Source organism: Rhodococcus sp. SG20037 (assembly GCF_031763325.1).
Lineage (GTDB): Bacteria > Actinomycetota > Actinomycetes > Mycobacteriales > Mycobacteriaceae > Rhodococcus_F > Rhodococcus_F qingshengii.
In genome coordinates this window covers 4,961,439-4,987,436 of sequence record NZ_CP134497.1, presented here as the reverse complement: position 1 = coordinate 4,987,436, position 25,998 = coordinate 4,961,439, and the positions used below count along the sequence as shown (strand labels likewise).

The following is a 25,998-nucleotide window of genomic DNA, read 5'->3' as shown; positions in this document are numbered from 1 at the left end:
CGATGCTGACATTAGGTTGATACGGCTCAGGAGTCAAAGTGCATTTTGCTGGTGACACGGAATCGGCGCTCGTCTTCGCCGCGTCGTTGGTCAACACGGCCCGCGGCGGGGCCGAACTGCTTCCGGATCAAGAGGAGCTGACACGGTTTCTCGACGCGGATCGCTGGACCGGCAGGCGGGACGGCACACCGGAGGAATTGACGGCGGTTCGTGCACTGCGTCCACGACTGCGAAAGTTCTGGGAAGCCGCGGGAGTGGACGACGCCGTCGAGGTGGTGAACACACTGCTACTCGAATCGGGCGCGAGGCCGCGGCTCACCAGGCACGACGACCTCGGCTGGCACCTGCACGTCACCGCTGACGATTCGCCACTGGTGGACCGGATGGCCGCAGAAGCGGCGATGGGTGTGCTCGATCTGATCCGAACCGACGAATTCTCGAGGTTGCGATGGTGCGAGGCCCCGGACTGCGAAGCGGTCTTCGTGGATTTGTCGCGCAATCGTTCGAAGCGATACTGCGACACCGGGAACTGTGGGAACAGGGCGCACGTCGCCGCCTATCGTGCCCGTAAATCCGGGGCGTGACCAAGCGGCGTTCGGAGGGATAGAACCAGGCTGAGTGAATACCTTGTCGGGAGCCAGGATCGGTCTAGCGTTGTGAATTCGGAACAGATTTCGCGAAGCCAGGAGGATGGTCGGTGGCCGATCGTAGGCGTCCACTCAAGACGGTGACCGGTGTCAGCGGGGCGGTGAGTATCTACGACGCCGCGATCGATCCGACGACTTCGACGGTCGCGTCCGCGATCGACGTCGCAAAGACGGCCGAGGCGAACAAGATCGACGGACTGTTTGCCGCCGACCTGCTGAGTTTCGGTGCGCAGGGCGCGATCGGTGCGCAGGAGCCGTTGATCTTCCTTGCCGCGCTGAGTGCGGTCACCACCCATGTGGGGCTCATCGCCACCGTCACGACGACGTTTCATCACCCATTCAACCTGGCACGGTTGTTCGGCACCCTGGACCACGTCAGCAATGGTCGAGCCGCATGGAATGCCGTCACTTCCTCACTCGGAGAAGAGAACTACAGCGACCTGGACCTGCCGAGTCCGGAGGAGCGGTACGCTCGAGCGGCCGAATCGCTCGAGGTGGTCAACGCGCTCTTCGACAGCTGGAAGCCCGGCGCCTTGATCCGGGGAGAGGGCTCTGCGGTGCTGGATCCGTCGAGGGTGGTCCCCATCGAGCACCGAGGCAAGTACTTCACCGTGCAGGGGCCGTTGAACATTCCATCCCTGCCGCAGCGTCGTCCGGTCCAATTCCAGGCAGGCCAATCTGCCGGAGGTATCGAACTGGGTGCTCGCTTCGCCGAGGTCGTATTCACTTCTCTCGCAACCTTCGAGGACGCGGTCACCTACACGAAGACGATCCGCGCCAGGGCGGCAGAGTTGGGGCGTGGGGACGAACTGCCACTGATTTTCAGCTCGTTCCACGCAACGTACGGCGCTACCGAAGCCGAAGTCGAACGATTGGTCAGAGAAGCCGAGGAATCGACGGACTTCGACGCCGGACGCACCAGGCTTGCCGACATGTTCGGCGGTGACGTGGATTTCTCGGAATTGCCGCTGGATCGGCCGATCCCGGAGTCGTTGTTGCCGGACCCGTCGTCGGTGAATCGACGACGGGGCCGGGTCGAGATCTTCGGCAAGCTCGCATCACAAGGAAAGACTCTGCGTGAGTTGATCATCGCGTCCAAGGACACCGGCCACTGGGCAGCGGCGGGCACCCCGGAACAGCTCGCGGACGCGATCGAGGAACGATACGACGCGGGCGTACTCGACGTCATCACGCTCGGTGACCTTGCCGATCCGCGTACACGCGATTTCGTCACGAACGGGCTGCTGCCGGAGCTGCGCAAGCGCGGAATCGTGGGATCCGACTACGTCGGCGGTACCTTTCGCGAAAACCTCGAGTTGCCACCGCTGCCACCGGTTTCCGGTGTCTAGTTGTTGGAAGCGAGTGAGCGCATGAAGAACATGAGGTTGGCCGGTCTTTCCGCCAGGCGACGCATGAAGTAGCCGTACCACTGGCTGCCGTAGGGAACGTAGACCCGCAGGTGATTGCCTTCGGCTACCAATCTGCGCTGTTCGCCGTCGCGGATGCCGAAGAGCATCTGAAACTCGAAATCCTCGGCTGTCCGCTCGGTCAGTGTGGCGAGTTCGAGGGCGGCGTCGATCATGGTGGGATCGTGGGAGGCGACCATCGGGTACCCGTCACCTTCCATCAAGACCTTCAGGCAACGCAGGTACGACGCGTCGACTTCGCCGGCCTTTTGGAACGCGACGACGGCCGGTTCCTTGTATGCACCCTTGCACAGCCGAATTCGTGAACCTGATCCGGAGAAGTGCCGGCAGTCGGCCTCGGTGCGGTGTAGATACGCCTGCAGGACCGTGCCGAGCGTCGGGAAGTCGCGGCGCAACTCTTCGACGATGGACAGTGTCGAGTCGGTGGTGGTGTGATCCTCCGCATCGACGGTGACCCACGCGCCCACTTCGTCTGCCGCTGTGACGATTCGGTGAGCGTTCGCCAGGGCGATCTTCTCGCCGTCACCGGGAAGTGACTGCCCCAACGCGGAGAGCTTGAGCGAAACCTCCAGGGAGTGTTGCGTCCCGGCAATCTCGGAAAGCGTTGCGTACGAGCGGAGAAGGGAGAGATAGGCGTCGACGGTAGCTGTTGCCTGAGCCGGATCGGTGGTGTCCTCGCCGAGGTAGTCGACCGTCACGAACCGGCCACTGGTGAGGATGTTGCGCACCGCTGACATCGCTGCGGGTTCCGCGTCCCCGGCGACGAACCTGTCTACAAGCTTGCGGGTCAAGGTCATCCCGGAGACTGTCTTCTCCAGTCGCGACGAGCGTGCCGCCGCGAGGAGCACCGGGCGCAGTGGGTTGCTCAGCGAGACGGCACTCATCAACGGTTCTCGCTCTCGGCTGGATCGACGTCCTGGTGGGGGTAACGATGATCGGTGGGAGGAACGAAGGTTTCCTTGACGGTGCGTGTCGACGCCCAACGGAGCAGATTCTGCGGCGAACCGGCCTTGTCGTTGGTACCCGAAGCCCGCGCACCTCCGAAGGGTTGTTGTCCGACAACCGCTCCCGTCGGCTTGTCGTTGACGTAGAAGTTTCCGGCGGCGAACCGCAGACCATGATGAGCTTGATCGACGGCCGCACGGTCGGTGGCGATCACGGCGCCGGTCAGGGCGTAAGCGGATCCGCTGTCGACGCGCGCGAGGATGTCGGCGTAGGCATTGGGTGCGGAGTCGTCGTAGACGTGAAGCGAAAGGATGGGACCGAAGTACTCGGTGCTGAAGGCTTCGTCGCTCGGGTCGTCACCGAGTAGGACCGTCGGTGAGATGAAGAATCCTTCACGGTCGTCGTAGTCGCCGCCTGCTGCGATGGTGAGGCTGCTGGTCGACTTGGCGCGGACGATCGCGGCGGCGTTTCGGTCGAACGAACGTTGGTCGATGACGGCGCCGCCGAAGTTCGTCAGGTCGGTGACGTCTCCGTACTTCAGCGTCGACACAGTGTCGATGAACGTGTCGCCCATCTTGGCCCACACCGACTTCGGGATGAACGCCCGTGATGCGGCCGAACATTTCTGGCCCTGGTAGTCGAAGGCCCCGCGAATCAATGCCGTCGTGAGTACGTCCGGGTCAGCGGAACTGTGTGCGAGTACAAAATCCTTGCCGCCGGTTTCGCCGACGAGACGCGGATACGTCCGGTAGTTCGAGATGTTGGCTCCGACCTCACGCCACAAACGCTGGAACGTTGCGGTGGATCCGGTGAAGTGGATACCCGCCAGTCGGGGGTCGGCAAGCGCGACCTCGGACACCAAGGGGCCGTCGCCGAGAACAAGATTGATCACCCCGGGCGGGAGGCCGGCAGCTTCGAGCAGTTGCATTGTCAGGTACGCCGCGACGGCCTGCGTGGGTGACGGCTTCCAGATCACGGTGTTGCCCATCAGGGCCGGTGCTGTGGGGAGATTTCCGGCGATGGCGGTGAAATTGAAGGGAGTGATCGCGTAGACGAAACCTTCGAGTGGACGGTATTCGACGCGATTCCACACTCCCGGAGCGGAAACGGGTTGGTCGGCGAGTATCTGACGTGCGAACGCGACGTTGAAACGCCAGAAGTCGATCAGTTCGCAGGGCGCGTCGATCTCGGCCTGGTATGCGGTCTTCGACTGGCCGAGCATTGTTGCGGCGGCGATGGTTTCGCGCCACGGGCCGGAAAGTAGATCGGCGGCGCGGAGGAAGACCGCAGCGCGGTCGTCGAACGAGAGGTCGCGCCAGGCCGGGGCGGCGAGTGTGGCGGCGTCGATGGCATCACGAACGTCCGAGTGGGTTGCGCCCGCATACGATCCGAGCACCGAACTGTGACGGTGTGGTTGAACAACGCTCTCTCGCTTACCTTCCGCAGTTCGGTGGATGCCGCCGATGACCTGCCTGATGTCGGTCGGCGATTCGGCCAGTTCGGTCAGTTTCGTACGAAGGCGCGATCGTTCCGGGCTTCCCGGCGCGTAATTGTTCACCGGTTCGTTGGCTGGGTGGGGGACATTGGTAACGGCGTCCATGACGATCCTTCGGCAGACTCAGGAGTGGGCAGTTGTCGTGTCGTGAACCAGTCAAGTCGAAAGACGTCGGCGAGTAATCCGCTGAGCGGCCAAACATCGGTGTCCGTGTTTGTCCGATCGGCTGAACCGTTTTCGCAGGAAAATGCACTATTCTCGAAGTTGAGGCGTTGCGACGGTCCGGAGAGTGGGTGGTACGTGTCTATCCGTGGGGTCAGGCTCGACGCGGTCCTTCGGGCGCTGGGCGGAGCCTTTGTCGAGCTCGTCCTCGCGCCGTCAGGTGATGACGTCTTCGTCGACTCCGTGGTGTTCGCAGAGGTCGGGGACCTCACGCGCCCCAGAACCGCGGCCGTCGAATCCTCTGAGGTCTGGCTCGCTGTCGGTATCGGCGCAGCCGAATTGGCGGCCTGGCTGAACCGCCTCGATCAGAAGGGATCAGCGCCTCGGGCCGTCATGTCGAAGGAGGCCTCGGACACGTCGGTGCGTGCGGCGGCACAGCGCGCCGGGATCGCCTTGATAGCGGTCCATCCGGATGCTCGTTGGGATCGATTGTTCACGACCATCCGGGGCGTGCTCGATCATTCGGTGTCCCGACAGGATTCGGACGACATCGTATTCGGTAGTGACACAGACTTGTTCGAGCTGGCGCAGAACGTCGCCGCAATCACGCGGGGGATGGTCAGCATCGAGGACGAGCATTCCCACGTCTTGGCCTATTCGGCATCGGGAGATGCTGCGGACGAGCTACGTCGGCAATCAATCCTCGGCCGCGAAGGACCTCGCGAATACCTCCGAAAGCTACAGGAGTGGGGCGTCTTCGAAAGCCTGCGGCGAAGCGACGACGTAGTGGAGGTGCCCGCTCACGACGACCTCGCGATCAGGCGACGGTTGGTGGTTCCGATTCGGAGAATATCCGACAATGTCAAGGGGGAGAGCGGTTTCAGCTCTGATCTTCTCGGCACGATCTGGGTGCAGGAAGGCCCGGTTCCCATTGCCGGCGATGCCGACAGCGTGCTCCGCGGTGCCGCGGCCGTTGCTGCTCGGCTGATTTCGCGCATCCGAGACGCGCCGAGTAACGAGGCGATACAGATTCAGCGGTTGCTCGGGGTTCGCGGCGGCGGTGTCGACGTTCCTTCGCTCGCGGCCTCGTTGACCATCCCGATGTCCGGACCGGCGATGGTGGTCGGAGTGGCGAGTATCGGAAACGGTGGGCTGCCGTCTTCGGGCGAACTCGTGTCGTCTTTGCGACTGCACGCCAGCGCCTTTCAGCGTGAATCGCTGGTGAGTGCCGTCGGCACCCGGATCTATGTGCTGTTTCCGCGAACCCAATCCGTGAAATCCACAGTCTCGTGGACCCGCGAAGTTGTCGCGCGTTTGGACAAGGTGTCGCCTTCGGGGCTACGGGCCGCGGTCTCGTCGCCGGTTTCGACGCTTGCGGAGGTGGCCCAGGCTCGGGCCGAAGTGGATCGGGTCTTGGACGGAACGTCGGGGGATGTTCGTGTGACCACCCTCGCGGACTCGCGCACACCGGTGCTGCTGGGCGAAATCATGGACACCATTGCGGCCGACGAGCAACTGCACGATCCGAGAGTCGACGCCCTGGACGTCTACGACAGACGCAACGGGTCGAACATGCGCGAAAGCATCTCCGTTTACCTCGCACATTCGGGCGATGTCCGACGTGCATCCGAGCAGCTTCGGATTCACCCGAACACCCTCAGATATCGGATCAAGAGGGTCGAGGAGATCACGGATACCGACCTCTCCGAGCCGTCGGCCAGGCTGTTGATGGAGATTCAGTTGGCGGCGTCTGCTCGGGCAGTGAGTTCGCCGAACCTGTCGGACCCCAGCAGTACTCTTCGCGAATGATCGACTCAGCGAAGGTGCCAGGCGCAGCGCGCGCGTATTTCGACGGCGGCGACGTCCGCGGCGTTTTCACCGAAGACGCAGTGGTTCGTGACGACGGCCGGACGTATGTCGGGATCGAAGAAATCGTGGCGTGGAAGTCCGCCGTGTCGACGGCGTTCACCTTCACCCAGAAGATCGAGTCGGTCAACACCCCAGGCTCGGCCGTTGTCGTGTCGGTGAAGGTCGAGGGTGATTTTCCCGGAAGCCCCGTCCAGTTACATCACCATTTCACTCTCGACGGTGATCGGATTTCCGCTCTCACGGTGTGCCCCTGATGCCCACCGCTGACGAACTGCTCGGGAAATCCGTCGTCGCCGATCTGGCAGGCTGTCTAGAGCGAGCCTCCGGTCACACACGCCTCGCCCTCGTTCGGGGTAGTACATCCGAATTCGACGGTATGAGTCTCGGCGAACGTACGCGCGTTGTGCGGGACGCGATGACTGCCGAACTGCCTCAGGATCTTCCGGCCTTCGCCGAGATCATCCGCCGTGCGCTTTCAGAAGAGACCTTCACCGGTTGGATGATCTGGCCGGTGACCGAAGCCGTCGCCGTCACGGCGACACGAAGTGGCTCCGAGTCGGATTTCGACGAGGGAATGGCTCTGCTTGCCGAGTTGACGTCGCGTCTGACGGCCGAATTCGCAATTCGCTCATTTCTCGAAACGAACCTTGACCGTTCGCTGGCGATCGCACTCACCTGGACCGGCCATGAAGACGAACACGTCCGGCGCTTGGCGACCGAAGGCACTCGTACTCGTTTGCCCTGGGGAAGACGAGTGAAAGAATTGACGGCGCGTCCCGAGTCGACAATCGTCATTCTCGACGAGCTGTATCGGGATGATTCGGAATATGTACGACGTTCGGTCGCAAACCATCTCAACGATCTCAGTCGTGCTGACGCTGCGCTCGCAGTATCGACTGCGAAGCGTTGGCTGCAGACACCGGATGCCAACACACTGAAAATCGTCAAACATGCATTGCGGACGTTGATCAAGGCCGGCGATCCAGATGCTCTGTCCCTCTTGGGGTTCTCGCCGCCCACCGACGTCGTGGTCGAGGGGTTCGTCATCGACCGCGAAACAGTTGATGCGGGTGGAGAACTCACCTTCGACTTCGCCGTCACGAACAATGGCAGCGAGTCCGTCACCGTCGTGATCGATTACATCGTCCACCACGTGAAGGCCAACGGGCAGACGACGCCCAAGGTCTTCAAACTGACAACACGAACGCTGGAACCCGGGGTGCCGGCCCGTATCGCGAAGAGGCATTCCTTCAAACCGATCAGCACCCGGAAGTACTACGCCGGCGAACATGCCGTCGAGGTGCAGATCAACGGCGTACGCCAGGTGCGAGGTGTATTCCGTTTGGACGCGTGAGGAGATCCGGCCTAGACGCGGAGACCGGCAAATATCGGGATCGGGGCTATGCGGACCGTCGTCCAGATCAACACGAGTGTCAAGATCACAGCCGGTGACCAGCGCAACTGATGCCAGAGCACGACGGGTCTTCCACGGGTGCGGGCGGTCGTCCACGAGACGTACGTGAACGCCAGTGCAAGCAGCATCACGAGGCCAAAGGCATTGAAACGCATCGCTGCACCGAAATCGCCGTGGATGAGGCTGTACACCATCCGAGTGCTACCGCAACCGGGACAATTGACGTTGAACAGCGCTTTGGTCGGACAAACGGGAATGACCCCACCAGGTGTGATGGGGTCACTCCAGGAGATGGAGGCGCACAGCGCAATTGCCGTGAACGCAACTGCCGCTGGCGCCTTCAGTGCGGCGAGTCGTGATATGTCATCGTTCTCGGTGTCACCACAATTCGGTGTCATTGCAGTTCGGTGTTTGGCCGTCGATCAGTGTCGCCGGTCGGCGTCGGCGGTCACAGGGAACTCGATCCGGCTAGGACGACGACAAAAAGGAAGTACAGAACAGCGACGGCAACACCTGCGCCGACTGACCACAAGGCGAACTTCTTGGCATCGTCAGCTGATTTTCGCGCAGCGTCGAACTGACCTTGCGCCCACAAAGTGTTGACCTGGCTTGATTTGACGATCGAGACGATGCCGAGCGGGAGGCAGCAGAACACTGTCACGAGAATCGCCCAGACCAGATTGTTGTCCGGCGGAGGGCCGACCGGTTGTTGCTGGCCGTAGTACGGGGTCTGCGTCATTGGTCACCTAGCGTTCGGAGAAACAGGGCGTTCGGAGAAACACCCTCTGACGTGCGAAGAGCACGGGCAGGTGACAACATAATCCGTTTCCGAGTGAGTCAGTATCGACTGTTCGTATGACAGAGAATCCGGTCGATTTCTGATTCGGAAGGCGATCCCGAAGACGTCAGCGCATGACCTGTACCTGCTCGGCGATGTCAGCGGCCAGGGCCATCGCAGTCAGAGCGAGGCCGTTGTTGAGGTCGTATCGCAGATGCCCGACATGGCCGTCCTGGACAGCGCGGACTCGTTTCCACGTGGGCGACTCGGCTTCCACAGCGTCGGGGTTCTGTAGCAAGACGAAGTCGGCCTGGTCGAAGATCGCAAGCTCCTCGAGGCTGTAGAAAGTCGAATCCCTCCGATCAGGTGCGGCATGGGCAGCGTCGGTCAAGACGTTCAAGCCGAGGTCCTGCGCAACCGAGACGGCGAACGTGTTGTTCTGCAGCCAGATCTGACCGCTGTCTGCGCCGGCGATCGCAATCGACTTGCCTTCGAGGAGACCACCGATCTTGGCCCGCGCTTGTGCAAGTTCGGCGTTGTATCGGGCGATGACGCGTTCGGCGACTTCGCGGCGATCGAGAGCCGTGAGCTGCGCGGTCATGGCCTGCTTCCACGACGAGCCCGTCGTGCCCTCGTCGACGACGAGCACCGGTGCGATGTCAGTGCCGAGCAGGCCCTTGTCCTGGTAGTAATTCCACCAGCCTTTCCCGACGACCAAAAGATCGGGGTCGTGGCTCAGTATCGATTCGGCATTCGGTTCGTTGTTCGTCCCACCGAGGCGAGCCGCGCCGGCGGGTACCTGGCGCATGAGTTGAGACTTCGGATCCCAATTGGTCGCGACGATCGGGTACTCGGCAAGTAGTGCAAAATCGAGGGCGCCTCGAGCTTCGAGCACCACGACACGCTTGGGGTCCCGCGGCAGGCGGTAGGCCTGGTCCGCGACGACGATGTCGACCCACTCGTCCGAGGCTTCGGTGCCGCTGGATTCGCTCGAACATGCAGAGAGCGCGCCTAGTGCACCGAGCGCCGCCGCACCGGCCAGGAATCCGCGTCGTGTCAAGGAATCGATCAGACGGGTGAACTCGCCGTCCACATCTCTTGTCGACTGCAAGGGGGTATCGGTCGCAAAAGGGGACACCGTCGGGTGGAAGGTTTCGGTCGATTCGATCACAGGCATGAGAAGGCGCAGCTCCATCTGATGTTCCGGGCATTGGCAGGTGCCTGACCAACGTATTCGAATTCCGTAGCCGGAGCCTTGCTCGAAAGCGCCAATCGCTCAGCGGATTTGGCCATTCGTCACGGACTCGTGCCACGGGACGCTCCCCTCGGATTCGGCTCGTCGTGGAGGGGCGCGCCCATCTGATCCGAACTCGAGGTATCGTGGCCGACATGCAGCGCGTCTATTTCTGGTTTAGCAGGCCGGCCCCGGGTGGGCCTGCCGGCGTAACCACGCGCTGACAACCTCCACCCAAGAGCCGGACTACAGACCGGCTCGCTGGAGTTTCTCTTCATCTCTGGGGTCGGCCTGAGAACAGGAAACCGAAAACCCCATGACTGTCACCATCGACACCACCACAGCTTCGGACAGCCTCGACGATCAGCGCACTGTGAGTATCAGTCCGCTCGTGTCACCGGCGACTGTTCGTGCTCAGCACGCTCCGGACGAGGTCGCCGCCGCCACTGTGCGCACCGGTCGGGCCGACACCATCAACATCCTCAACGGTGACGACGATCGTTTGATCGTCGTAGTCGGTCCGTGCTCTGTGCACGATCCGGAAGCGGCGATGGACTACGCCCGCCGGTTGGCCGCCAAGGCCGACGAACTGCGGGACGATCTGCACATCGTCATGCGCGTCTACTTCGAAAAGCCGCGCACCACACTCGGGTGGAAGGGCCTGCTCAACGACCCCCACCTCGACGGCACGTTCGACATCAACACCGGGCTCGGTATCGGCCGCAAGTTGCTTCTCGACGTGTCGAGCCTGGGCCTGCCAGTCGGCTGCGAGTTCCTTGATCCGATCATGCCTCAGTACATTGCCGACCTGGTCAGCTACGGTGCGATCGGCGCCCGGACCGCCGCCAGTCAGGTTCACCGTCAGCTGTGCAGCGCGCTGTCCATGCCCGTCGGTATCAAGAACTCCACCGAAGGTGACGTGCAGGTAGCCGTCGACGGCACCCGCGCCGCGGCAGCGAGCCACGTGTTCCCCGGAACGGACCTCGACGGCCAGGCTGCCTTGATCCGTACCGCGGGCAACCCCGACTGCCATGTCATTCTTCGTGGCGGTAGCGACGGACCGAACTACGATGCCGAGACAGTCGCGGACACCCTTGCCCGCCTGCGTAAGTCGAACCTGCCCGAGCGCGTGGTCATCGACGCGAGCCACGGTAACAGCAGCAAGGACCATGAGCGTCAGGTCATCGTGCTCGACGACATTGCCCGACGTCTGACCGAGGGCGAGCAGGGAATCGCCGGCGTCATGTTGGAGAGTTTCATCGAGGCCGGCCGTCAGGACCTGACCTTGGGCAAGGCGGACGAGCTCACCTACGGCCAGTCGATCACCGACGCGTGCATCGACTGGTCCACCACCGCAGCGCAGTTGGACCGTCTGGCGCAGGCCGTTGCGGCTCGGAGGGGCTGACGCCCCCGTGCGCCTTTTTGGTAGCGCCAACTACCAAAAAGGCGCACAGGGCCGCTAGGCCAACACTTCTCGCGTGGCCTCGACCAGGCGTTCCAGCCAGGCATCTGTGCCGACGGCCTGACGTAGCGGTTCGTTGGGCAGTTCGATGCTGACCGGCAGTCCGGCAGGCAAAGTCGACCAGATGTCGGCCAGGGCTATGCCGCCGGTGCCGGGCACCAGACGCTCCTCGCGGGCCTGACGGATCAGCTCTGCGTCCCCAGTGGGAGCGGGGGTCGAACCGTCGCACATCTGGGCATAGTGCAGCCACTCGCGCGGGATGGACGCAAGATCCTCCAGCGTTGTCGCCGAGCGGTCGGTGTGCAATGCGTCGACAAGGACACTACGAGCCGGACCGTCTGCCGCCGAGACGATCTCGATGGCCGCACGCGCATCAGGCACCGCAGTCCACGGCATGAATTCGAGCGAGGCGACGATGCCGTAGTTCGCGCACAGTTCAGCGAGGCGGGCATAGGAGTCCGTGAGCCGAGCGCGGTCGCGGTCGTCGCCGCCCACCAGAACGGCTTTGGCTCCGAGCTGTGCGCCCGCTTCGAGCAACGGAACGTAGTCGGTGGGGTCGAAGTCGGCTGCAAGACGGATGATTTCGAGGTCGAATACCTCGACCGGTGAATCGCCCAGTCGACGCACCAGTTCGTCCAACGACTGCTTGTCCTCGTGCAGAGGGTAGGCCGTCGTCCCTGGTGCCGCGGGCATCAGACGGATACCGATGGTGTCGAAGCCGTGCTTTTCAGCTAAGTCGACGTGCTGCATCGGTGCGGTGTCGAGCACTGTGAGGGCTGCCAGTCCGAGTGAGAGTGTCATGCGTGCGCTCCAACTGTCTCGGCTCCGGCCAGTTCCCGGCCGGCCAGGTAACCGAATGTCATGGCCGGTCCGAGGTTGATGCCCCCGGACGGGTAGTGCCCGCCCATCACGCTCGCCTGATCGACGCCGACGGCGAGCAACCCCTCGATGGGGCGGTCGTTGTCGTCGAGCACATGCGACGACGAGTCCGTCACCAGTCCGGCAAAGGTGCCGAAACTCCCTGGCACGACTTTCACCGCGTAGTACGGACCCTTCTGCAAGGGCGCGAGCGACGGGTTCGGCCACGGATTGGAAGCATCTCCGGAACCTCGGTTGAACGGTGTTGTACCGCGACCGAACTCGGGGTCTTCACCGGCCACGGCCCCGATATTGAAAGCTGCGACGGTTTTCTCCAACTGCACGGGGTCGACGCCGATCTTCTCGGCCAAGTCCCGAAGAGTGCGCCCACGCGTGAGGTACCCCGAGCGCAGGTACGGCTGGATCGGGATCGGCAAGGGCTTCGCCATGCCCAGCGGGAGGTATCGCACATACTGTTGATCGGCAATCAACCACGAGCACACCTCTTCGCCCTCGGGAACCTGCTCGACCATCGCGAGTGTGTAGTCGTGATAGCCGAGTGCTTCGTTGACAAACCGCTTGCCGTTCGCGAGAACTCCGATGACACCGGGCTTTCCGCGATCGAGGATGTGCGGGAACACACCTTCCTTGCCGTTGCGGTAGCGAACGATGGAGACGGGGCAGTACGCGACGGGAGAGGCGAGGGTGCGGTCGAGTCGGCCGCCCACGGATTCGCCGAGGGTGATGCCGTCGCCGGTGGTTGTCTTCGGGGTGAGCGACCAGTGCTCGTTGCCGGTGGGGGTGCGCGGGAACAGTTCGCGCCGTCGGTCGATGTCCTGGGCGAAGCCGCCGGTGGCGAGTACGACACCACGTCGGGCAGTTACCGAGTACGCGCCGTCCGGACTTTCGAGGCGGACGCCGACAACGCGGCCTTCGTCATCGGTCTGCAACGCGGTCGCGGACGTCTTTACCCGAAACTCGACGCCCAGATCGAGTGCCGAGCGCAGCATCATGCCGACAAGCGCAGTGCCGTTGACGAGTTGCTGACCACGACGCTTGGTGGCGAGATCGAACATGTGCTTAGTCACCCGAACACCACAGTGCACAAAGGCTTTTGGTGAGCGGGTCGAGTGCAGGAAAGCCTGCAGGTCGGGCCCGGCCATGATGCCCATACCGAGGAACGACGTTTCGTACAGCTGCCGACGCAGTAGCGCCGCGACATCTGGTCCGAGCTTTCGCAGACTCACCGGTTTCGGTCCGACGGAACGGTGACCCGTGCCGGCGCCCGGTGTGTCACCGTGAATATCGGCGATCTTGGCTCCGGGCACGAACTTCAGAGCAGTCGTGCGTTCGAAGAACTCGACCATCTCCGGGGCGCCGTCGAGGAGTGCATCAACTTTGGCGGCGTCGAAGTTGTCGCCGAGTCGGTTTTCCAGATATGTCCGCGGTGCCGAGCGATCCTCGACAACCCCGTCGGCGATGGCAAACATGTTGCGTGGGGTCCACATCCACCCGCCCGACCAGGCCGTTGCGCCGCCGCAGGTGTCGGCCTTCTCGACAACGAGTACCGACGCGCCGCCATGTGCTGCGGCAATTGCTGTGGAAAGCCCGCCTGCGCCGGAGCCCACGACAACCACGTCGTAGGTGAGGGGGGTACTGCTACTCATTTCTGCTCCTTGGCAGTTGTTGCGAGGGTCGGTGTCGATGTCAGCTCGACAACCTTGCCCGTTCGTGACGATTCGTAGATTGCGGCGATGATGGCAAGTGACGCGCGGGCGTCTCGACCGGTGACGGAGGGTTCGCGCCCGGTCAGGACCGCGTCGGCGAAGTCCTGAACCTGCAGGGTGTGGAAGTCGGTCAGTGCCGCATTGACCGCGCCCACATCGAGATTCGCATCGATGTCCGCGGAGTACGGCGACCGGAACTCCACTTCGCCCGGCACCGTCCAGATTTCGTTGACACCCTCGTGCCCTTCGGGGAACTCGAGGACACTGGCGATGGCACCGGTGCGCCCGATCACCGTGACGCGGTTGCCCAGGTTGTGATTGGCACCGGTAGTCGCGGTGACGGTGGCGGTGCCGCCCGAGGCAAAGGAGATCACAGCTGACGCGCTGTCTTCCGTCTCGATGTGCTCACCGTGGGTGTGGGTGCGGATGAAGCCGCTGACCGAGACGGCCTCGCCCATGAACCAGGCCAGCATGTCGATCTGGTGCACGGCCTGTGTCATGAGCACGCCACCGCCGTCGGTGTCCCAGCGTCCGCGCCACGCATCGGCCGAGTAGTAACTAGACGGGCGGTGCAGGATCACCGACGCCTCACCGAGCATGGGTAGTCCGATCCGCCCGTCGTCGATGGCGTCGCGGATCCGACGTGCGGCCGGCCAGAATCGGCGTTGGAAGAGCACCCCGAACGTGATACCGGCGCGGTCGGCGGCTTCGATCATGCGTTCGGCGGCAGCAACATCGACCGCGATGGGCTTCTCGCACAAAACATGTACACCCGCTTCGGCAGCGGCCACGACTACCTCTTCATGTACCGGGTGCGGCGTGCAAACGGTGCAGGCGTCGAGTCCGAGGGCGAGAAGTTGCTCCACTGAACTCACGGCTGCGGGAATGCCGTGCGCTGCCGCGAACTCCTGGGCGCGTCCGAGATCGGGATCGCAGCAGCCGATCACCTCGACACCGGGGACTTGTTGCAGCGCGCGGGCATGGTTGCCGGCGATCTTGCCGCAGCCGACGATTCCGACTTTCAACGTCATCCGAAATGTTCCTCTGCTTCGACGTCCCGCGCCGCAGATTCGCCGCGGTCGAGACTGTTCAGTGCTTCGATGTCCTCGCTGGTGAGGGTGACGTCGAGTGCTGCCAGGTTCTCGGCCTGACGCGTCGGGTTCGCTGATCGCGCGACCGGAACCACACCCTGCGCGACGTGCCAAGCGAGGACCACTTGAGCTGGTGTGCAACCGATTCGACCGGCGATCTCGCTCACAACGGCGTTGTCGAGCACGTCACCCCGGCCGAGCGGACTCCACGACTGAGTGAAGATGCCAAGTTCGTCGTTTGCGCGGCGAACCGGGATCCGAGCGAGCGACGGGTCCATCTGAATCTGGTTGACTGCCGGTGCCTCGCCGGTTTCGGCGACGACGCGGCGCAGGTGGAGCTCCAGGAAGTTCGACACACCCACGTACCGAACCAGTCCGGCGTCGCGGCAGGCCAGCATCGACTCGAACGACGCGACATAGCGATCGATTCGCGGGAGTGGCCAGTGGATCAGGAACAGATCCAGCTGGTCGAGTCCCAGTAGTTCCAGACTCTGCTCGAGGGCGCCCCGAATGTCGCCGGAAACCTGGTCGTTGCCACGAAGTTTGGTGGTGACGAACAGTTCTTCTCGCGGCACACCTGATTCCGCCAGCGCCACACCGACTGCGCCCTCGTTGCCGTAGATCGCGGCGGTGTCGATGAGGCGGTACCCGGCCTCGATGCCGGAGAGAACCGAGTTCGTGGCGTCGGCACCGACCAGGGGCCAGGTTCCGAGTCCAATGGGCGGCAATGCAGTTGCCACGGGTGTGGCTGCCTGTGTGGTCATGCGTGAACCTCCTGACGTGCCGCAGCGGCGGCGGTGATCGCGACGGCAACGTCGGCTGCGGTCACGAGTGCGGCATGGATGGACCCGCCGTCACCGCTCGCGTCGCCGACGGTATGTACTCCGAGTCGTGGTGCCAGTGAACGGAGTTCGGCAAGAAGTTCCGAACGCGGCTCGACGCCTTGCGAGATCAGCAGTTCGCCGGGAGCATCGACCTCGCTCAGCACACCGGCCGTCGAAATCGTGACGCGGTCAGCGGCGACTGTGGTGACGATCGAGCTGAGGTAGGTCGTGAGGTTCTCACTTGCGGCCAGGCGCGGCAGCAGCACGATCTTTCCGCGGCGTCCGACGTCGTGCGCGATGGTTTCCTGCGGGCCGATCATCACGACCTGGGTGCCCTTCTGAAGGAGATCGTCGGCGACGGCCGCAGCCTCACGGTCGGCGCCGAAGATGGTGACAGCGGCAGGAGCTGGATCGCCGGAGACGAGGAATTCGCGGACGTCGCGAACGGTACGGGTTGCTGCTCCGGGGAGATCGACCACGGGGCCGACGCCGCCGGCGGCAAGAACTATGGCGTCGAAATCGACACCGGAGAGCAAAGCAGCATCTACCCGGGTCGAGGTGTGGCAGTGGACCCCGAGTTCAGCCAGTTCCGCGGCGTACCAGTCCACGATTCGTCCATATTCGGGATACTCGTGAAGCTTCGATGCCAGAGCGAAGTCGCCACCGAGGCTGGGTCGCTCGTCGTACAGGTCGACGCGGTGACCGGCAAGTGCGAGGTCGCGGGCAGCGGCCATTCCCGACGGCCCGGCACCGATGACGGCGACCCGCACGGTGGCATCAGCCGGCTTTGTAGGCTGATCCAATTCGCGGCCGACCCACGGGTTGACGGAGCAGGGAATGGGGCCGGCGGCCAGGCTGTCGATGCAGTAGTTGCAGGCAATGCAAGGGCGGTACCGGCCACCGTCGATGGCGCGATTCGGGAAGTCCGGATCTGCGTGCAGCGTACGAGCCATGCTGACGAAGTTCGCCTGCCCGGATTCGATGATCCGCGCAGCGATCTCCGGCGACGTGATGCGTCCGGCCACTCCCACCGGGATGTCGAAGTCGCGCTGGTACTGCTCGGAGTACGGCGCGAGGAGACCGCGCGACCATTCACCGGGCTGGATGATCCACTGTCCCGCTTCGTAGTTGCCGGCCGAGACGTCGAGGAAATCGAGTCGGTCGGTGTCGATGGCGCCGATGCGAGCGCGAGTCATCTCGGCGTCGAGTCCGCCGTCGATGCCTTCGAAGGCTGAGAATCGGAGTCCCAGAGTGATTCCCGGTGCGTGCTCGTGGACGGAGGCGATGACCTTGTTGACGAACAAGGTGGGGTCGGCCCACTCGTCGTCGCGGTGATTGTAAGCAGGGGAGAGGAACTGGTGGATCAGATACCCGTGGCCACCGTGCAGGGAGATGACGTCGACGCCGGCCTGCTGGCAGCGTGCCGCGGCTTCACCGAAACATTCGATGATGTGCTCGATGTCGTCGCCGTCGAGTTGTTCTGGCATCTCGCCGCCGACAACCAAACACGGAATCGGTGTCGGGGCAACGGGAACAAACCCGCTGACAGAACCTTGCGCCGTACGTCCACCGTGGTTGAGTTCGACTCCGACGAGGGCGCCGTGAGCGTGGATCGCGTCGGCCATCTTCTTGATGCCGGGAATCCGTTCGTCGACGTCGACGCCCATCTGCCGGATGCGACCCTTGCCGTCGGCGCGCACGTAGCTCGCTTCGGTGAAGATCAGTGCCGCACCGCCTTCGGCGCGGCGAGCGAGGTACGCGATGTACTCGTCCGTCATGGTTCCGTCGTTTTCGCAGTAGTTGCGTTCCATCGGAGCCGACACGAATCGGTTTCGGAGGCGGACGCTGCCCATGTCGAGAGGTTCGGCGAACGGCGCAGTCACATTCATCAGTGCTCCTGGTACTTCGCGAGAAAGTAGGTGTTCGGTTGTGCTCATGCGCATGCCGTCTCGGAGAGCAGCTCGCTCAGATGGCTGCGCATGCGATCCGTATCGGCTTCGACACCAGTCAGGAGTGTGAAGGTGTCAGAGGCTTGAGCCACTAGCATCTGCCCACCGTCGAGAACTGCGCATCCGAGAGCAGCTGCAGCGTCGAGCAATTCGGTGCGCATCGGTCGATAAACGATGTCAGCGACCCACAATCCGGAATGCAACGCCGCAGGGTCGAAGGGAGTTCCGGGGTGACCCACCATGCCGATCGGAGATGCGTTGACGACGCCGTCGCACGTAGTCAGGTTGACGGCGATCTCATCGATCGCCAAAGCCGTTGTGCGCGTGCCAGGGAAGGCCGAGGCGACGCGAGAACACACATCGGCAGCGCGAGCGGGATCAATATCTGCGATGCGAAGATCCGTGGTGCCGGCGGCGGCGAGTGCGTATGCCACAGCGGAACCCGCCCCTCCTGCCCCGGCAAGCACCACTCGGTCCAAGGCGGCGTCGGGTAAACCGCGCTGCAGTGCTGTGAGGAATCCGCTGTGGTCGGTGTTGTGGCCGATCAAACGGCCGTTGTCGACCACAACCGTGTTGACGGCACCGAGCAACCGCGCGTTGTCGGACAGCTCGTCGAGCGCGTCCACGACAACCTGCTTGCACGGGTGGGTGATGTTCAGTCCGGTGAAATCGCCCGCGACGGCGCCACGCACCACCTCACCGGTTTTCTCGACCGAGATGTTCAGGTTCTCGAGATCTACCAGTTCGTAGCTGTAATCGTCGAGTCCCAGTGCTGCTGCTTCGTGTGCGTGCAACGCGGGCGAGAGTGAGGTGGCGATACCCGACCCGACAAGGCCGATACGGTGACGTGTGTATTCGGTGGTCATGACATTCTCCTGCATAAGTGGGGACGGCCCCTCGCGGCAATTCAGCGCGAGGGGCCGGTCCGGTCAAGCGTTGTTGCTGGTGAGCTCTGAGTCCTGCTTGATCGGCAGGCTCGGCTTCGGTTGGCCCAGTTCTGCTGTGGGCGTGCGGTACGTTTCCGGTCCGGTCATTGCTGCGATGGCGGAGACGACGGCGAAGCCCAGGCACATCCAGGCGACCGGTGTCCAGTTGCTCTTGTCTCCGGCTGAAATCGCCTGAGCGATAGCCGGTGTGAAGCCGGCAACAAGGAGTCCGAGCATGAGGCTGACGGCCATTCCGGTGTATCGGACCTTCGCGGGGAACTGCTCCGGGAAGTACGCCGGGTACGTGCCGTTGGGCATCGCGTAGAAGATTCCGATCATGACGATTCCCGAAGCGAAGACCATGGGGACGCTTTGGGTTCCGATCGAATGGAAGAAGACGAAGATCATCAGGCCGGCTCCGATCGCGCCGACGACGAAGATGGGCTTGCGTCCGTAGCGATCCGAGAGGATGCCGAACAGCGGCTGAGTCAGTACGGCAACAAAATTGGCGGTCGCGATAGCCCACAGCATCGTGGAGCGTTCGAAGCCGGATTCGACGGCGTACGCCAGAGCGAAGACGTTGACGATGGTGTTGATCATCGCGAAGGTCGAGCTCATGCTGATACGGATCACGGTGCGCCAGTGCGAGCGGAACATCTCGACGACGGGAATTCCGGCCGTCTCGTCCTGTTCCTTGAGTTCTTCGAATACCTCGGGTTCATCCAGGGCGCGACGTAGCCACAGCGCGACGACGGTCACGATGATGCTGAGCCAGAAGGGAACTCGCCAACCCCACGAGTAGAGGTCTTCGTCGGGCAGGCTCGCCACTGGGATGAATACCAGGCTGGAGACGACGATGCCGAACATGATCCCGCTCATGGTGAACGAGGTGAAGAACGAACGACGGTGATCCGGCGCGTGTTCGAGCGTCAGTGCGGAAGAGCCGGGTGATTCACCGCCGGCAGAGAGCCCTTGAAGTAGGCGAAGCAAGACGAGAATGATCGGCGCGGCGATGCCGATCTGGTCGTAGGTCGGCAGGCAACCGACGATGACCGTCGCAACACCCATGAGGAGCAGGCAGGCGAGAAGCGCGTTCTTGCGTCCGTACCGATCGCCGAGGTGTCCCCACAGCACTGCGCCGAGTGGGCGGGCGACGTAGGCCACGCCCAGGGTGCTGATCGAGAGCAGCGTTGCCGTCGAGCCGCCGCCAGGAAAGAAGATCTTGGGGAACACGAGCGCGGCTGCGGAGCCGTAGATGAAGAAGTCGTAGTACTCGAGGGTGCTGCCGAGGAAGCCCGAAACGGCGGCGCGGCGCGCATTCGAATTCGGGTGCTCCGCAGTGGAGTGCGTGGAACCGGTGGAGGTGATCGGTGGTGCCATGTGAAGTCCTTTCGTCCCGATGGGCCGGCCGTGGCGGCACGTTTGGTGATGCACCACGCATCGGTGACGTCCCTCACCTTTCGGCGGCTGAGACGACAGTGCCACGAAGGACTATGGCGCGTCCAACACTAAATGAGTCTCAGATAATGACGTTTTTGGTCTCAATCTCCGGCGTCGGCAGAATTTCCTCGGATGTCTCCAATGCGACGGCGAGCGCATCGGTCATGTGCCGCGGTGACCAGGCAATTCCGTGATTCATGAACGTCGGCTCGCCGGTGAGTGGGACGAACACACTGCCAGGTGGGGTGATAGCAGCCATACCGGACGTCATCAGCGCTACACCGACGCCGGCGGCAACGAGCATCAGGATCATGTACGGATCGGTGATCTCCTGAACCACGCGAGGCCTGAAGTCTGCGTTCATGCAGGCGCGCATCGCGGTTTCCTGGAGGGCCGAGCCGGCCGAGAGCGGGGTGGTCACGAATCCGTCGTCGGCCAATTCGCGGAGGTCGATCGCGTCCCTCTCTGCGAGGGGATGGTCGATCGGAAGCACAGCGCCGAATGCCTCCCGTCGGATCAGCCGGGTAGACAGTGATGCGGATTCCACGGGTAGTCCGACGAAGGCGAGATCGAGGGCGCCGCTCTCGAGTTGGATGACCGCGTCGCGCGTCATGATCCGGCCGAGGAGTGTCAGTTCGACTTCCGGATAACGCTGACGCAACGCGCGTGTCAGTGGCGGAAGTGCTTGATAGTTGAGCACTCCGGTGAACCCGATTGTGACTCGTCCGTAGACGCCTCCCGACGACGCGCGCGTAGCGTGTCGTGCCGTCTCCATGTTCTCGATGACGCGATAGGCGTGGGGGAGAAAGGCATGTCCGCCGGATGTGAGTGCGACGCTGCGAGTGCTTCGTTCGAACAACTTGACGCCGATGTCCTTTTCGAGCTTTCGGATCATCTGGCTGAGCGGCGACTGGGCCATCTGGAGCCGTGATGCGGCCCGCCCGAAGTGAAGTTCTTCCGCAACCGCGACAAACGCGTGCAACCAGCGGGTTTCCATCGGCAAGGCCTCCAGGTATTTGACGTTGACAACAAACGCCATATATTCAGAATTTCTACACAGTGTGATGGCAATTATGCCTGTTTGCAACATAAATTGAGTGCGTAGCGCACAGAAACTCAGGAGTGAATGCGATGCAGGGTTACCCAGAGGGTGTCACAGCGCTCGTTACCGGCGGTGCGAGCGGAATCGGCGCCGCCAGTGCAAAGCTGTTGACGGAGAGGGGAGTTCGGGTGGTAACGGCAGATCTTGCCGAAGGCGCGGACGAACAACTCGACGTGAGTGATCCGGCAGCAGTCGATGCGCTTCGAACCAGGCTCGGCAGAGTCGACATCTTGATCAACAGTGCGGGAATCGTCGGACCATCAGCGCCACTCGTCGACGTAGATCTTATGGCTTGGCAGCGTACGTTCCGGATCAACGTCGAAGGGACCTTCCTGATGTGCCGGGCGTTCGTGCCGGGAATGGTTGCGTCGGGGTGGGGACGGGTCGTCAATCTCGCGAGTATCGCGGCCAAGGACGGAAACCCGAATCAGAGTGCATATTCCGCGTCCAAAGCGTCAGTCGTCGCGCTGACGAAATCGCTCGGCAAAGAGGTCGCCACCACCGGTGTGCTGGTCAACGCGATAGCTCCGGCGGCGGTGGAAAGTCCTATGAATGCCGGCACCGATCCGGCCATCCTCGCCCGTTCGCAGTCTTTGACGCCGATGGCACGGATGGGGACGGCGGACGAAATCGCCGAACTGATCTCCTGGCTGTCGTCGTCGGCGGTGAGTTACTCGACCGGCGCCGTGTACGACGCCAGCGGTGGCCGCGCAACATACTGAATTACCTTCTGGGAGAAATCGATCAGAACTCGAGCAGTGACTGCCACAGTTCGCGAGATGCGTCCTGGTACTCGAGCATGTGCGAGATCAGTTCACGCAGTGGCTGCGTCGGTTCGAGTTCTTCCGGAAGGAGCGGATTGCGCACGATGACCGCGATCACCGCGCTGCCCAGAGCAAGTGATTCGCGGGCCGCCTCCTCGCGACTGATTGTCGCCAGGCGTGTTTGCGCCTGTGTGAGTGCTTCACGGGCCTCCGCGATGTCGGCCAACAGCGCTTCGGAGTTCCAGAGTGTGCGGATTGTCGAATCATCCTCGGGGGCAAGGTGAGCGATTTCCATGACGGCCGATCCGGAGGCGGCGCCGAGTCGGTGGAGAGTGCGGCGGGCGCTGTCCGTGCCGCCGAGGAGATTGTTCGGACGGACTGCGAGTGTGGGCTTCCACTCCTCGTAGCCCGCCAGTCGCAGCGCTTGATCGTGCCGGCGGGCGGCAGTGCGGTCGCTTCGTTTGAGCCCCGAGTGCTCGACGGCGATCCAGGTGCCGTCCCAGGGGCGTATGCGATCGGTACGAGTTCGCCACCCCTCCACTTCGCTGTAGGTGGGGATGCCGTCCGGGTTGAGGAGGTACGTTCCACGAGCGGTACGACGCAGTTTGTTCTCGCGGCACAGGCGGCCCGTTGCCACGCGAATGCTCGATGCGCTGACGCCGACGATCTCGCCGGCCCGGGTCAGCACAGCGGTGCTGAACTCGGTGTCCGGGCTCGCTGTTGCGAGGTCCAGCACAACTCGGGTTGCGGACATTCCTCGATCAGTTTGTAACAACTTTTGAACAACTCCTGACAAATTCTGTTACAAGTGGCATGGTGGGTACCGGGAAACCTTATCCGCGAGCAGTGAGGAAATATCGTGACCGACTCCGATCGACCAGGTGGCGATGTCTATGTGGAGCGTGACGGTGGCGTCACCGTCATCGTGATGAATCGCCCTGATCGCAAGAATGCGGTGGACGGGCCGATGGCGGCGCAGTTGCGTGATGCCTTCCTGGAGTTCGAATCGGACGAGAGTCAGAAGGTGGCGATTCTGTGGGGCGCGGGCGGCACATTTTGTGCCGGTGCGGATTTGACCGCAGTCTCCGACCCCGCTCGCGTGCATGAGTTGCATCCGGAAGGCGGCGGCACCGGCCCGATGGGGCCGAGTCGGTTGGTGTTGTCCAAGCCATTGATCGCCGCCATCAGCGGATACGCGGTTGCAGGAGGGCTCGAGCTTTCATTGCTCGCGGACCTGAGGATCTGCGAGGAGGATTCCGTGTTCGGAGTCTTCTGCCGGCGCTGGGGAGTTCCTCTCATCGATGGTGGGACCGTGCGACTGCCGCGAATCGTCGGGCAGGGGCGAGCGCTCGACATGATCTTGACCGGTCGCCCGGTCGACGCTCCGGAGGCGCTGGCCTTCGGACTGGCCAATCGTGTTGTTCCAGTGGGGCAGTCACTCCAGGCAGCCAAGGAGCTTGCGCACCAGTTGTCCGCTTTCCCTCAACTCTGCATGCTCGCGGATCGCGCGTCGGCCTACCGATCTTTTGATCTACCACTTGCCGAAGCACTGCGGGCCGAGGGCGTCGCGGGAAATCCCATTGTCATCGCCGAAGGTGTGCGCGGCGCTGCTGCGTTCGCCGCGGGCGCCGGCCGGCACGGCCGGTTCGAGAACAACCCGAATTCGAACGAGGAAACTGAACCATGATGCCCGTAACCAGAGACCTGATCGCCCGTGGTGCGCGACAGCACGGATCGCGAACAGCCGTCGTTTTCGGCGATCGATCGATGACGTTCACGGAAGTGGACGAACTCAGCAGCCGATTGGCGCATACATTCATCGCCCTCGGTATCGGGCGTGGTGCACGGGTTGCATTGCTGGTCAACAACTCTCTTGCCAGCGTCCCCGTCGATTTTGCCTGTGTCAAAGCCGGCATCAACAGGGTTCCGCTCAACTCGCGTCTCTCGCTCGACGAGCACGCGAGAATGCTCGAGGACACCGACACCTCGCACGTCGTCTTCGGTAGTGACCTCGCCGACCGCGCCGCTGAACTGTCCGCCAGGTTCCCCGAACGTACGTTCATCGGGCTGGAAACAGGTTCGGCGCGGCAGCGTTCGCTGCTCGACCAAGCACAGAGCATGCCGTCGGACACACCGGACGTCGAGTTAGCTCCCGACGATGTGATCCTGACGCTGTTCACCTCCGGGACCACGGGAACATTGAAGGCCGCGCAGCACACTCAGCGCAGCTACGCCGGCATCTGCCGCAATGTTCTGCTCAATCTGCTTCCGGCGACTCAGGACGACACGATGCTGCACGCGGCATCACTGATTCATGCCAGCGGTGTCTTCGTGCTTCCGTTCTGGCTGCGTGGCGGTAAGACCGTCATCCTCCCCGGTTTCGACCCGTCGACCTTCTTGGACTCGATAACCGAGCATCGGGCTACGGCAATCAATCTGGTGCCGACGATGATTCAGATGCTTCTCGAACGCCCTGATTTTGCGAGCGCAGACATCTCGAGTCTGAAATCCGTGATCTACGGTGCGTCGCCGATGCCGCTGGCCACCATCGAACGGGCGATGCAGGCGTGGGGGCAACACCGTTTTCTCCAGTACTACGGGCAGACCGAGGCACCGCTGTGTATTGCAGTCTTACGGCCCGAAGATCACACGGAAGATCGCCTGCTGTCCTGTGGTCAGCCGGCCATCGACGTCGAGATCAGGCTGCTCGACGGCGAGGGAAACGAAGTGCCCCAGGGAGAACCGGGTGAAATCGTGATCCGCTCGCCATCGGCGATCGCCGGATACTTCAATGCACCGGAACTGAATGCGGACACCTTCACCGAAGACGGCTGGGTTCACACCCGTGACATCGGTCAGTTCGACGCCGAAGGATTCTTGTTCTTGAAGGACCGAGCTTCGGACATGATCATCAGCGGCGGATACAACGTCTACCCCCGTGAAGTCGAGGATGCACTCCTGACGCATCCGTCTGTCCGTGAGGTCGCCGTGGTGGGTACCGCCGACGCCAAGTGGGTGGAGGCGGTCACGGCTGTGGTGGTACTCGAGGACGGGACCGTCGAAAACGACGTACTGCAAGCATCATTGGTCGCGCACGTCGGCGAGCGACTGGCGTCGTACAAGAAGCCGCGTCGGGTTGTTTTCGCAGAATCCATACCGAAGACGGCCGTCGGCAAGCTCAATCGGAAGGCGCTGCGAGACGAACTCCGCGACGCTATCTAACTCCGCGAGTGCGGAATTGAACGCTGATTCTCGGCCCGAGGGCCCGCGCACTCTTCGGGACACAGTGTTCCCACGTGCGTTGGCAGGATCCGCCCATGACGAGTAGATCTCCGTGTCCGAGATTGAAGCGGATGGATTCGCCGCCCCCACGAGGGCGCAATAGGAGCGGGCGAGCCGCACCGAGAGACAGGATGGCCACCATCGTGTCCTCGGTGCGACTTCGTCCCGTATCGTCCCCGTGCCAGGCAACGCTGTCGGAACCGTCGCGATAGAAACAGAGACCCGACGTGGCGAATGGTTCACCGAGTTCGTCGAAGTAGTGACTGCTCAGCGCGTCTTTGGCTTCGGTGAGAAGTGCGTCCGGCAGTGGTTGATTCTCTGCGTAGAAACACACCAGACGAGGGACGTCGACAACGCGGTCGTACATCTGACGCCGTTCGGAACGCCACGGCACCGTGGCTTCCAGATTGTCGAACACGGCCTCCGATCCGGTGAGCCAGGCCGGGCGATGGTCGACCCATGCGCCGGCGGTGAGAATACGTCGCTGCACCGTGCCGTCGAGATCGGCCAAAGAAACGCCGAGGTCACCGTTGTCGAACAGAGACGGTTGCATCGTGGCGGTCATAGACTCCACCGTACACCGAAATCGAACATATGTTCCC

Annotated in this window: 24 protein-coding genes; 9 read left to right on the top strand and 15 right to left on the bottom strand. The window is 62.8% G+C overall.

Annotated features, from left to right (window positions below; genetic code table 11):
• The first annotated feature begins 38 nt into the window (after positions 1–38).
• Both RHP72_RS22825 and RHP72_RS22820 read left to right on the top strand, forming a co-directional pair.
• Positions 39–584, top strand: coding sequence for a CGNR zinc finger domain-containing protein (locus RHP72_RS22825; protein ID WP_003939872.1), 546 nt, complete (start codon positions 39–41; stop codon positions 582–584).
• Positions 585–697: 113 nt separating this feature from the next.
• The gene (locus RHP72_RS22820) at positions 698–1,996 is read left to right on the top strand and encodes an NtaA/DmoA family FMN-dependent monooxygenase (protein WP_058226146.1); all 1,299 of its coding nucleotides are present in this window, start codon (positions 698–700) and stop codon (positions 1,994–1,996) included.
• Here the strand turns inward: RHP72_RS22820 and RHP72_RS22815 are convergent.
• Together RHP72_RS22815 and pruA are read right to left on the bottom strand one after the other, a co-directional pair.
• Positions 1,993–2,958: a proline dehydrogenase family protein gene (locus RHP72_RS22815; RefSeq protein ID WP_063315881.1), complete on the bottom strand. Its 966-nt coding sequence runs from the start codon at positions 2,956–2,958 to the stop codon at positions 1,993–1,995. The genes RHP72_RS22820 and RHP72_RS22815 overlap by 4 nt on opposite strands.
• Entirely contained in the window at positions 2,958–4,619 is a 1,662-nt protein-coding gene (gene pruA, locus RHP72_RS22810) for an L-glutamate gamma-semialdehyde dehydrogenase (protein WP_030535314.1), read from the bottom strand. Before pruA ends, RHP72_RS22815 begins: the two co-directional genes overlap by 1 nt.
• Positions 4,620–4,814: 195 nt before the next feature.
• On the opposite strand from pruA, the gene RHP72_RS22805 reads away from it, so the two are divergent.
• Genes RHP72_RS22805 through RHP72_RS22795 form a run of 3 tightly spaced genes read left to right on the top strand, consistent with a single transcriptional unit; the run spans position 4,815 to position 7,899 of the window.
• Complete coding sequence (locus tag RHP72_RS22805) at positions 4,815–6,485, top strand: CdaR family transcriptional regulator (RefSeq protein WP_007733588.1); 1,671 nt, start codon at positions 4,815–4,817, stop codon at positions 6,483–6,485.
• The gene (locus tag RHP72_RS22800; protein ID WP_007733586.1) at positions 6,482–6,799 is read left to right on the top strand and encodes a nuclear transport factor 2 family protein; all 318 of its coding nucleotides are present in this window, start codon (positions 6,482–6,484) and stop codon (positions 6,797–6,799) included. Before RHP72_RS22805 ends, RHP72_RS22800 begins: the two co-directional genes overlap by 4 nt.
• Complete coding sequence (locus RHP72_RS22795; protein WP_054781709.1) at positions 6,799–7,899, top strand: hypothetical protein; 1,101 nt, start codon at positions 6,799–6,801, stop codon at positions 7,897–7,899. The genes RHP72_RS22800 and RHP72_RS22795 overlap by 1 nt, the downstream gene beginning before the upstream one ends.
• A gap of 11 nt (positions 7,900–7,910) precedes the next feature.
• On the opposite strand, the gene RHP72_RS22790 is transcribed toward RHP72_RS22795, so the two are convergent.
• The 3 genes from RHP72_RS22790 to RHP72_RS22780 form a co-directional block, all read right to left on the bottom strand.
• Positions 7,911–8,357, bottom strand: coding sequence for a DUF2752 domain-containing protein (locus RHP72_RS22790; protein ID WP_311093832.1), 447 nt, complete (start codon positions 8,355–8,357; stop codon positions 7,911–7,913).
• Positions 8,358–8,407: 50 nt separating this feature from the next.
• The gene (locus tag RHP72_RS22785; protein WP_311093831.1) at positions 8,408–8,698 is read right to left on the bottom strand and encodes a CD225/dispanin family protein; all 291 of its coding nucleotides are present in this window, start codon (positions 8,696–8,698) and stop codon (positions 8,408–8,410) included.
• Between the two features lie 166 nt (positions 8,699–8,864).
• Complete coding sequence (locus tag RHP72_RS22780; protein WP_230359000.1) at positions 8,865–9,914, bottom strand: ABC transporter substrate-binding protein; 1,050 nt, start codon at positions 9,912–9,914, stop codon at positions 8,865–8,867.
• Positions 9,915–10,287: 373 nt separating this feature from the next.
• Between RHP72_RS22780 and RHP72_RS22775 the strand changes: the two genes are divergently transcribed.
• Entirely contained in the window at positions 10,288–11,376 is a 1,089-nt protein-coding gene (locus RHP72_RS22775) for a 3-deoxy-7-phosphoheptulonate synthase (protein ID WP_030535319.1), read from the top strand.
• A 54-nt stretch (positions 11,377–11,430) separates the two neighbouring features.
• Here RHP72_RS22775 and RHP72_RS22770 read toward each other — a convergent pair whose 3' ends face one another.
• The 8 genes from RHP72_RS22770 to RHP72_RS22735 all read right to left on the bottom strand — a co-directional run bounded on the left by RHP72_RS22770 (position 11,431) and on the right by RHP72_RS22735 (position 21,245).
• Entirely contained in the window at positions 11,431–12,234 is an 804-nt protein-coding gene (locus RHP72_RS22770; RefSeq protein WP_073512648.1) for a sugar phosphate isomerase/epimerase, read from the bottom strand.
• The gene (locus RHP72_RS22765) at positions 12,231–13,958 is read right to left on the bottom strand and encodes an FAD-dependent oxidoreductase (RefSeq protein WP_311093830.1); all 1,728 of its coding nucleotides are present in this window, start codon (positions 13,956–13,958) and stop codon (positions 12,231–12,233) included. The genes RHP72_RS22770 and RHP72_RS22765 overlap by 4 nt, the downstream gene beginning before the upstream one ends.
• Positions 13,955–15,049 carry a Gfo/Idh/MocA family oxidoreductase gene (locus RHP72_RS22760; protein WP_311093829.1) on the bottom strand — a complete coding sequence of 365 codons (1,095 nt, stop codon included), beginning with the start codon at positions 15,047–15,049 and terminating at the stop codon, positions 13,955–13,957. The genes RHP72_RS22765 and RHP72_RS22760 overlap by 4 nt, the downstream gene beginning before the upstream one ends.
• Positions 15,046–15,873: an aldo/keto reductase gene (locus tag RHP72_RS22755; RefSeq protein ID WP_311093828.1), complete on the bottom strand. Its 828-nt coding sequence runs from the start codon at positions 15,871–15,873 to the stop codon at positions 15,046–15,048. Before RHP72_RS22755 ends, RHP72_RS22760 begins: the two co-directional genes overlap by 4 nt.
• The gene (locus tag RHP72_RS22750) at positions 15,870–17,822 is read right to left on the bottom strand and encodes an FAD-dependent oxidoreductase (protein WP_047270986.1); all 1,953 of its coding nucleotides are present in this window, start codon (positions 17,820–17,822) and stop codon (positions 15,870–15,872) included. Before RHP72_RS22750 ends, RHP72_RS22755 begins: the two co-directional genes overlap by 4 nt.
• 44 nt (positions 17,823–17,866) lie before the next feature.
• Positions 17,867–18,748, bottom strand: coding sequence for a shikimate dehydrogenase (locus RHP72_RS22745; protein WP_047271196.1), 882 nt, complete (start codon positions 18,746–18,748; stop codon positions 17,867–17,869).
• A gap of 63 nt (positions 18,749–18,811) precedes the next feature.
• On the bottom strand, positions 18,812–20,188 hold the full coding sequence (locus tag RHP72_RS22740; RefSeq protein WP_007733570.1) for an MFS transporter: 1,377 nt from the start codon (positions 20,186–20,188) through the stop codon (positions 18,812–18,814).
• A gap of 139 nt (positions 20,189–20,327) precedes the next feature.
• Positions 20,328–21,245 carry a LysR family transcriptional regulator gene (locus RHP72_RS22735; protein ID WP_020970528.1) on the bottom strand — a complete coding sequence of 306 codons (918 nt, stop codon included), beginning with the start codon at positions 21,243–21,245 and terminating at the stop codon, positions 20,328–20,330.
• A 134-nt stretch (positions 21,246–21,379) separates the two neighbouring features.
• Here RHP72_RS22735 and RHP72_RS22730 point away from each other — a divergent pair, with 134 nt between their 5' ends.
• Positions 21,380–22,072 (top strand): SDR family NAD(P)-dependent oxidoreductase, encoded by a 693-nt coding sequence (locus RHP72_RS22730; protein WP_063316053.1) that lies wholly within the window; start codon positions 21,380–21,382, stop codon positions 22,070–22,072.
• Between the two features lie 22 nt (positions 22,073–22,094).
• On the opposite strand, the gene RHP72_RS22725 is transcribed toward RHP72_RS22730, so the two are convergent.
• Complete coding sequence (locus RHP72_RS22725) at positions 22,095–22,868, bottom strand: hypothetical protein (protein ID WP_064073964.1); 774 nt, start codon at positions 22,866–22,868, stop codon at positions 22,095–22,097.
• Positions 22,869–22,973: 105 nt separating this feature from the next.
• Here RHP72_RS22725 and RHP72_RS22720 point away from each other — a divergent pair, with 105 nt between their 5' ends.
• Together RHP72_RS22720 and RHP72_RS22715 are read left to right on the top strand one after the other, a co-directional pair.
• Positions 22,974–23,801: a crotonase/enoyl-CoA hydratase family protein gene (locus tag RHP72_RS22720; protein WP_047270980.1), complete on the top strand. Its 828-nt coding sequence runs from the start codon at positions 22,974–22,976 to the stop codon at positions 23,799–23,801.
• Positions 23,798–25,336 (top strand): AMP-binding protein, encoded by a 1,539-nt coding sequence (locus RHP72_RS22715; protein ID WP_165639072.1) that lies wholly within the window; start codon positions 23,798–23,800, stop codon positions 25,334–25,336. The genes RHP72_RS22720 and RHP72_RS22715 overlap by 4 nt, the downstream gene beginning before the upstream one ends.
• Here the strand turns inward: RHP72_RS22715 and RHP72_RS22710 are convergent.
• Positions 25,329–25,961: an alpha-ketoglutarate-dependent dioxygenase AlkB gene (locus tag RHP72_RS22710; protein WP_029256052.1), complete on the bottom strand. Its 633-nt coding sequence runs from the start codon at positions 25,959–25,961 to the stop codon at positions 25,329–25,331. The genes RHP72_RS22715 and RHP72_RS22710 overlap by 8 nt on opposite strands.
• Between the last annotated feature and the right edge of the window lie 37 nt (positions 25,962–25,998).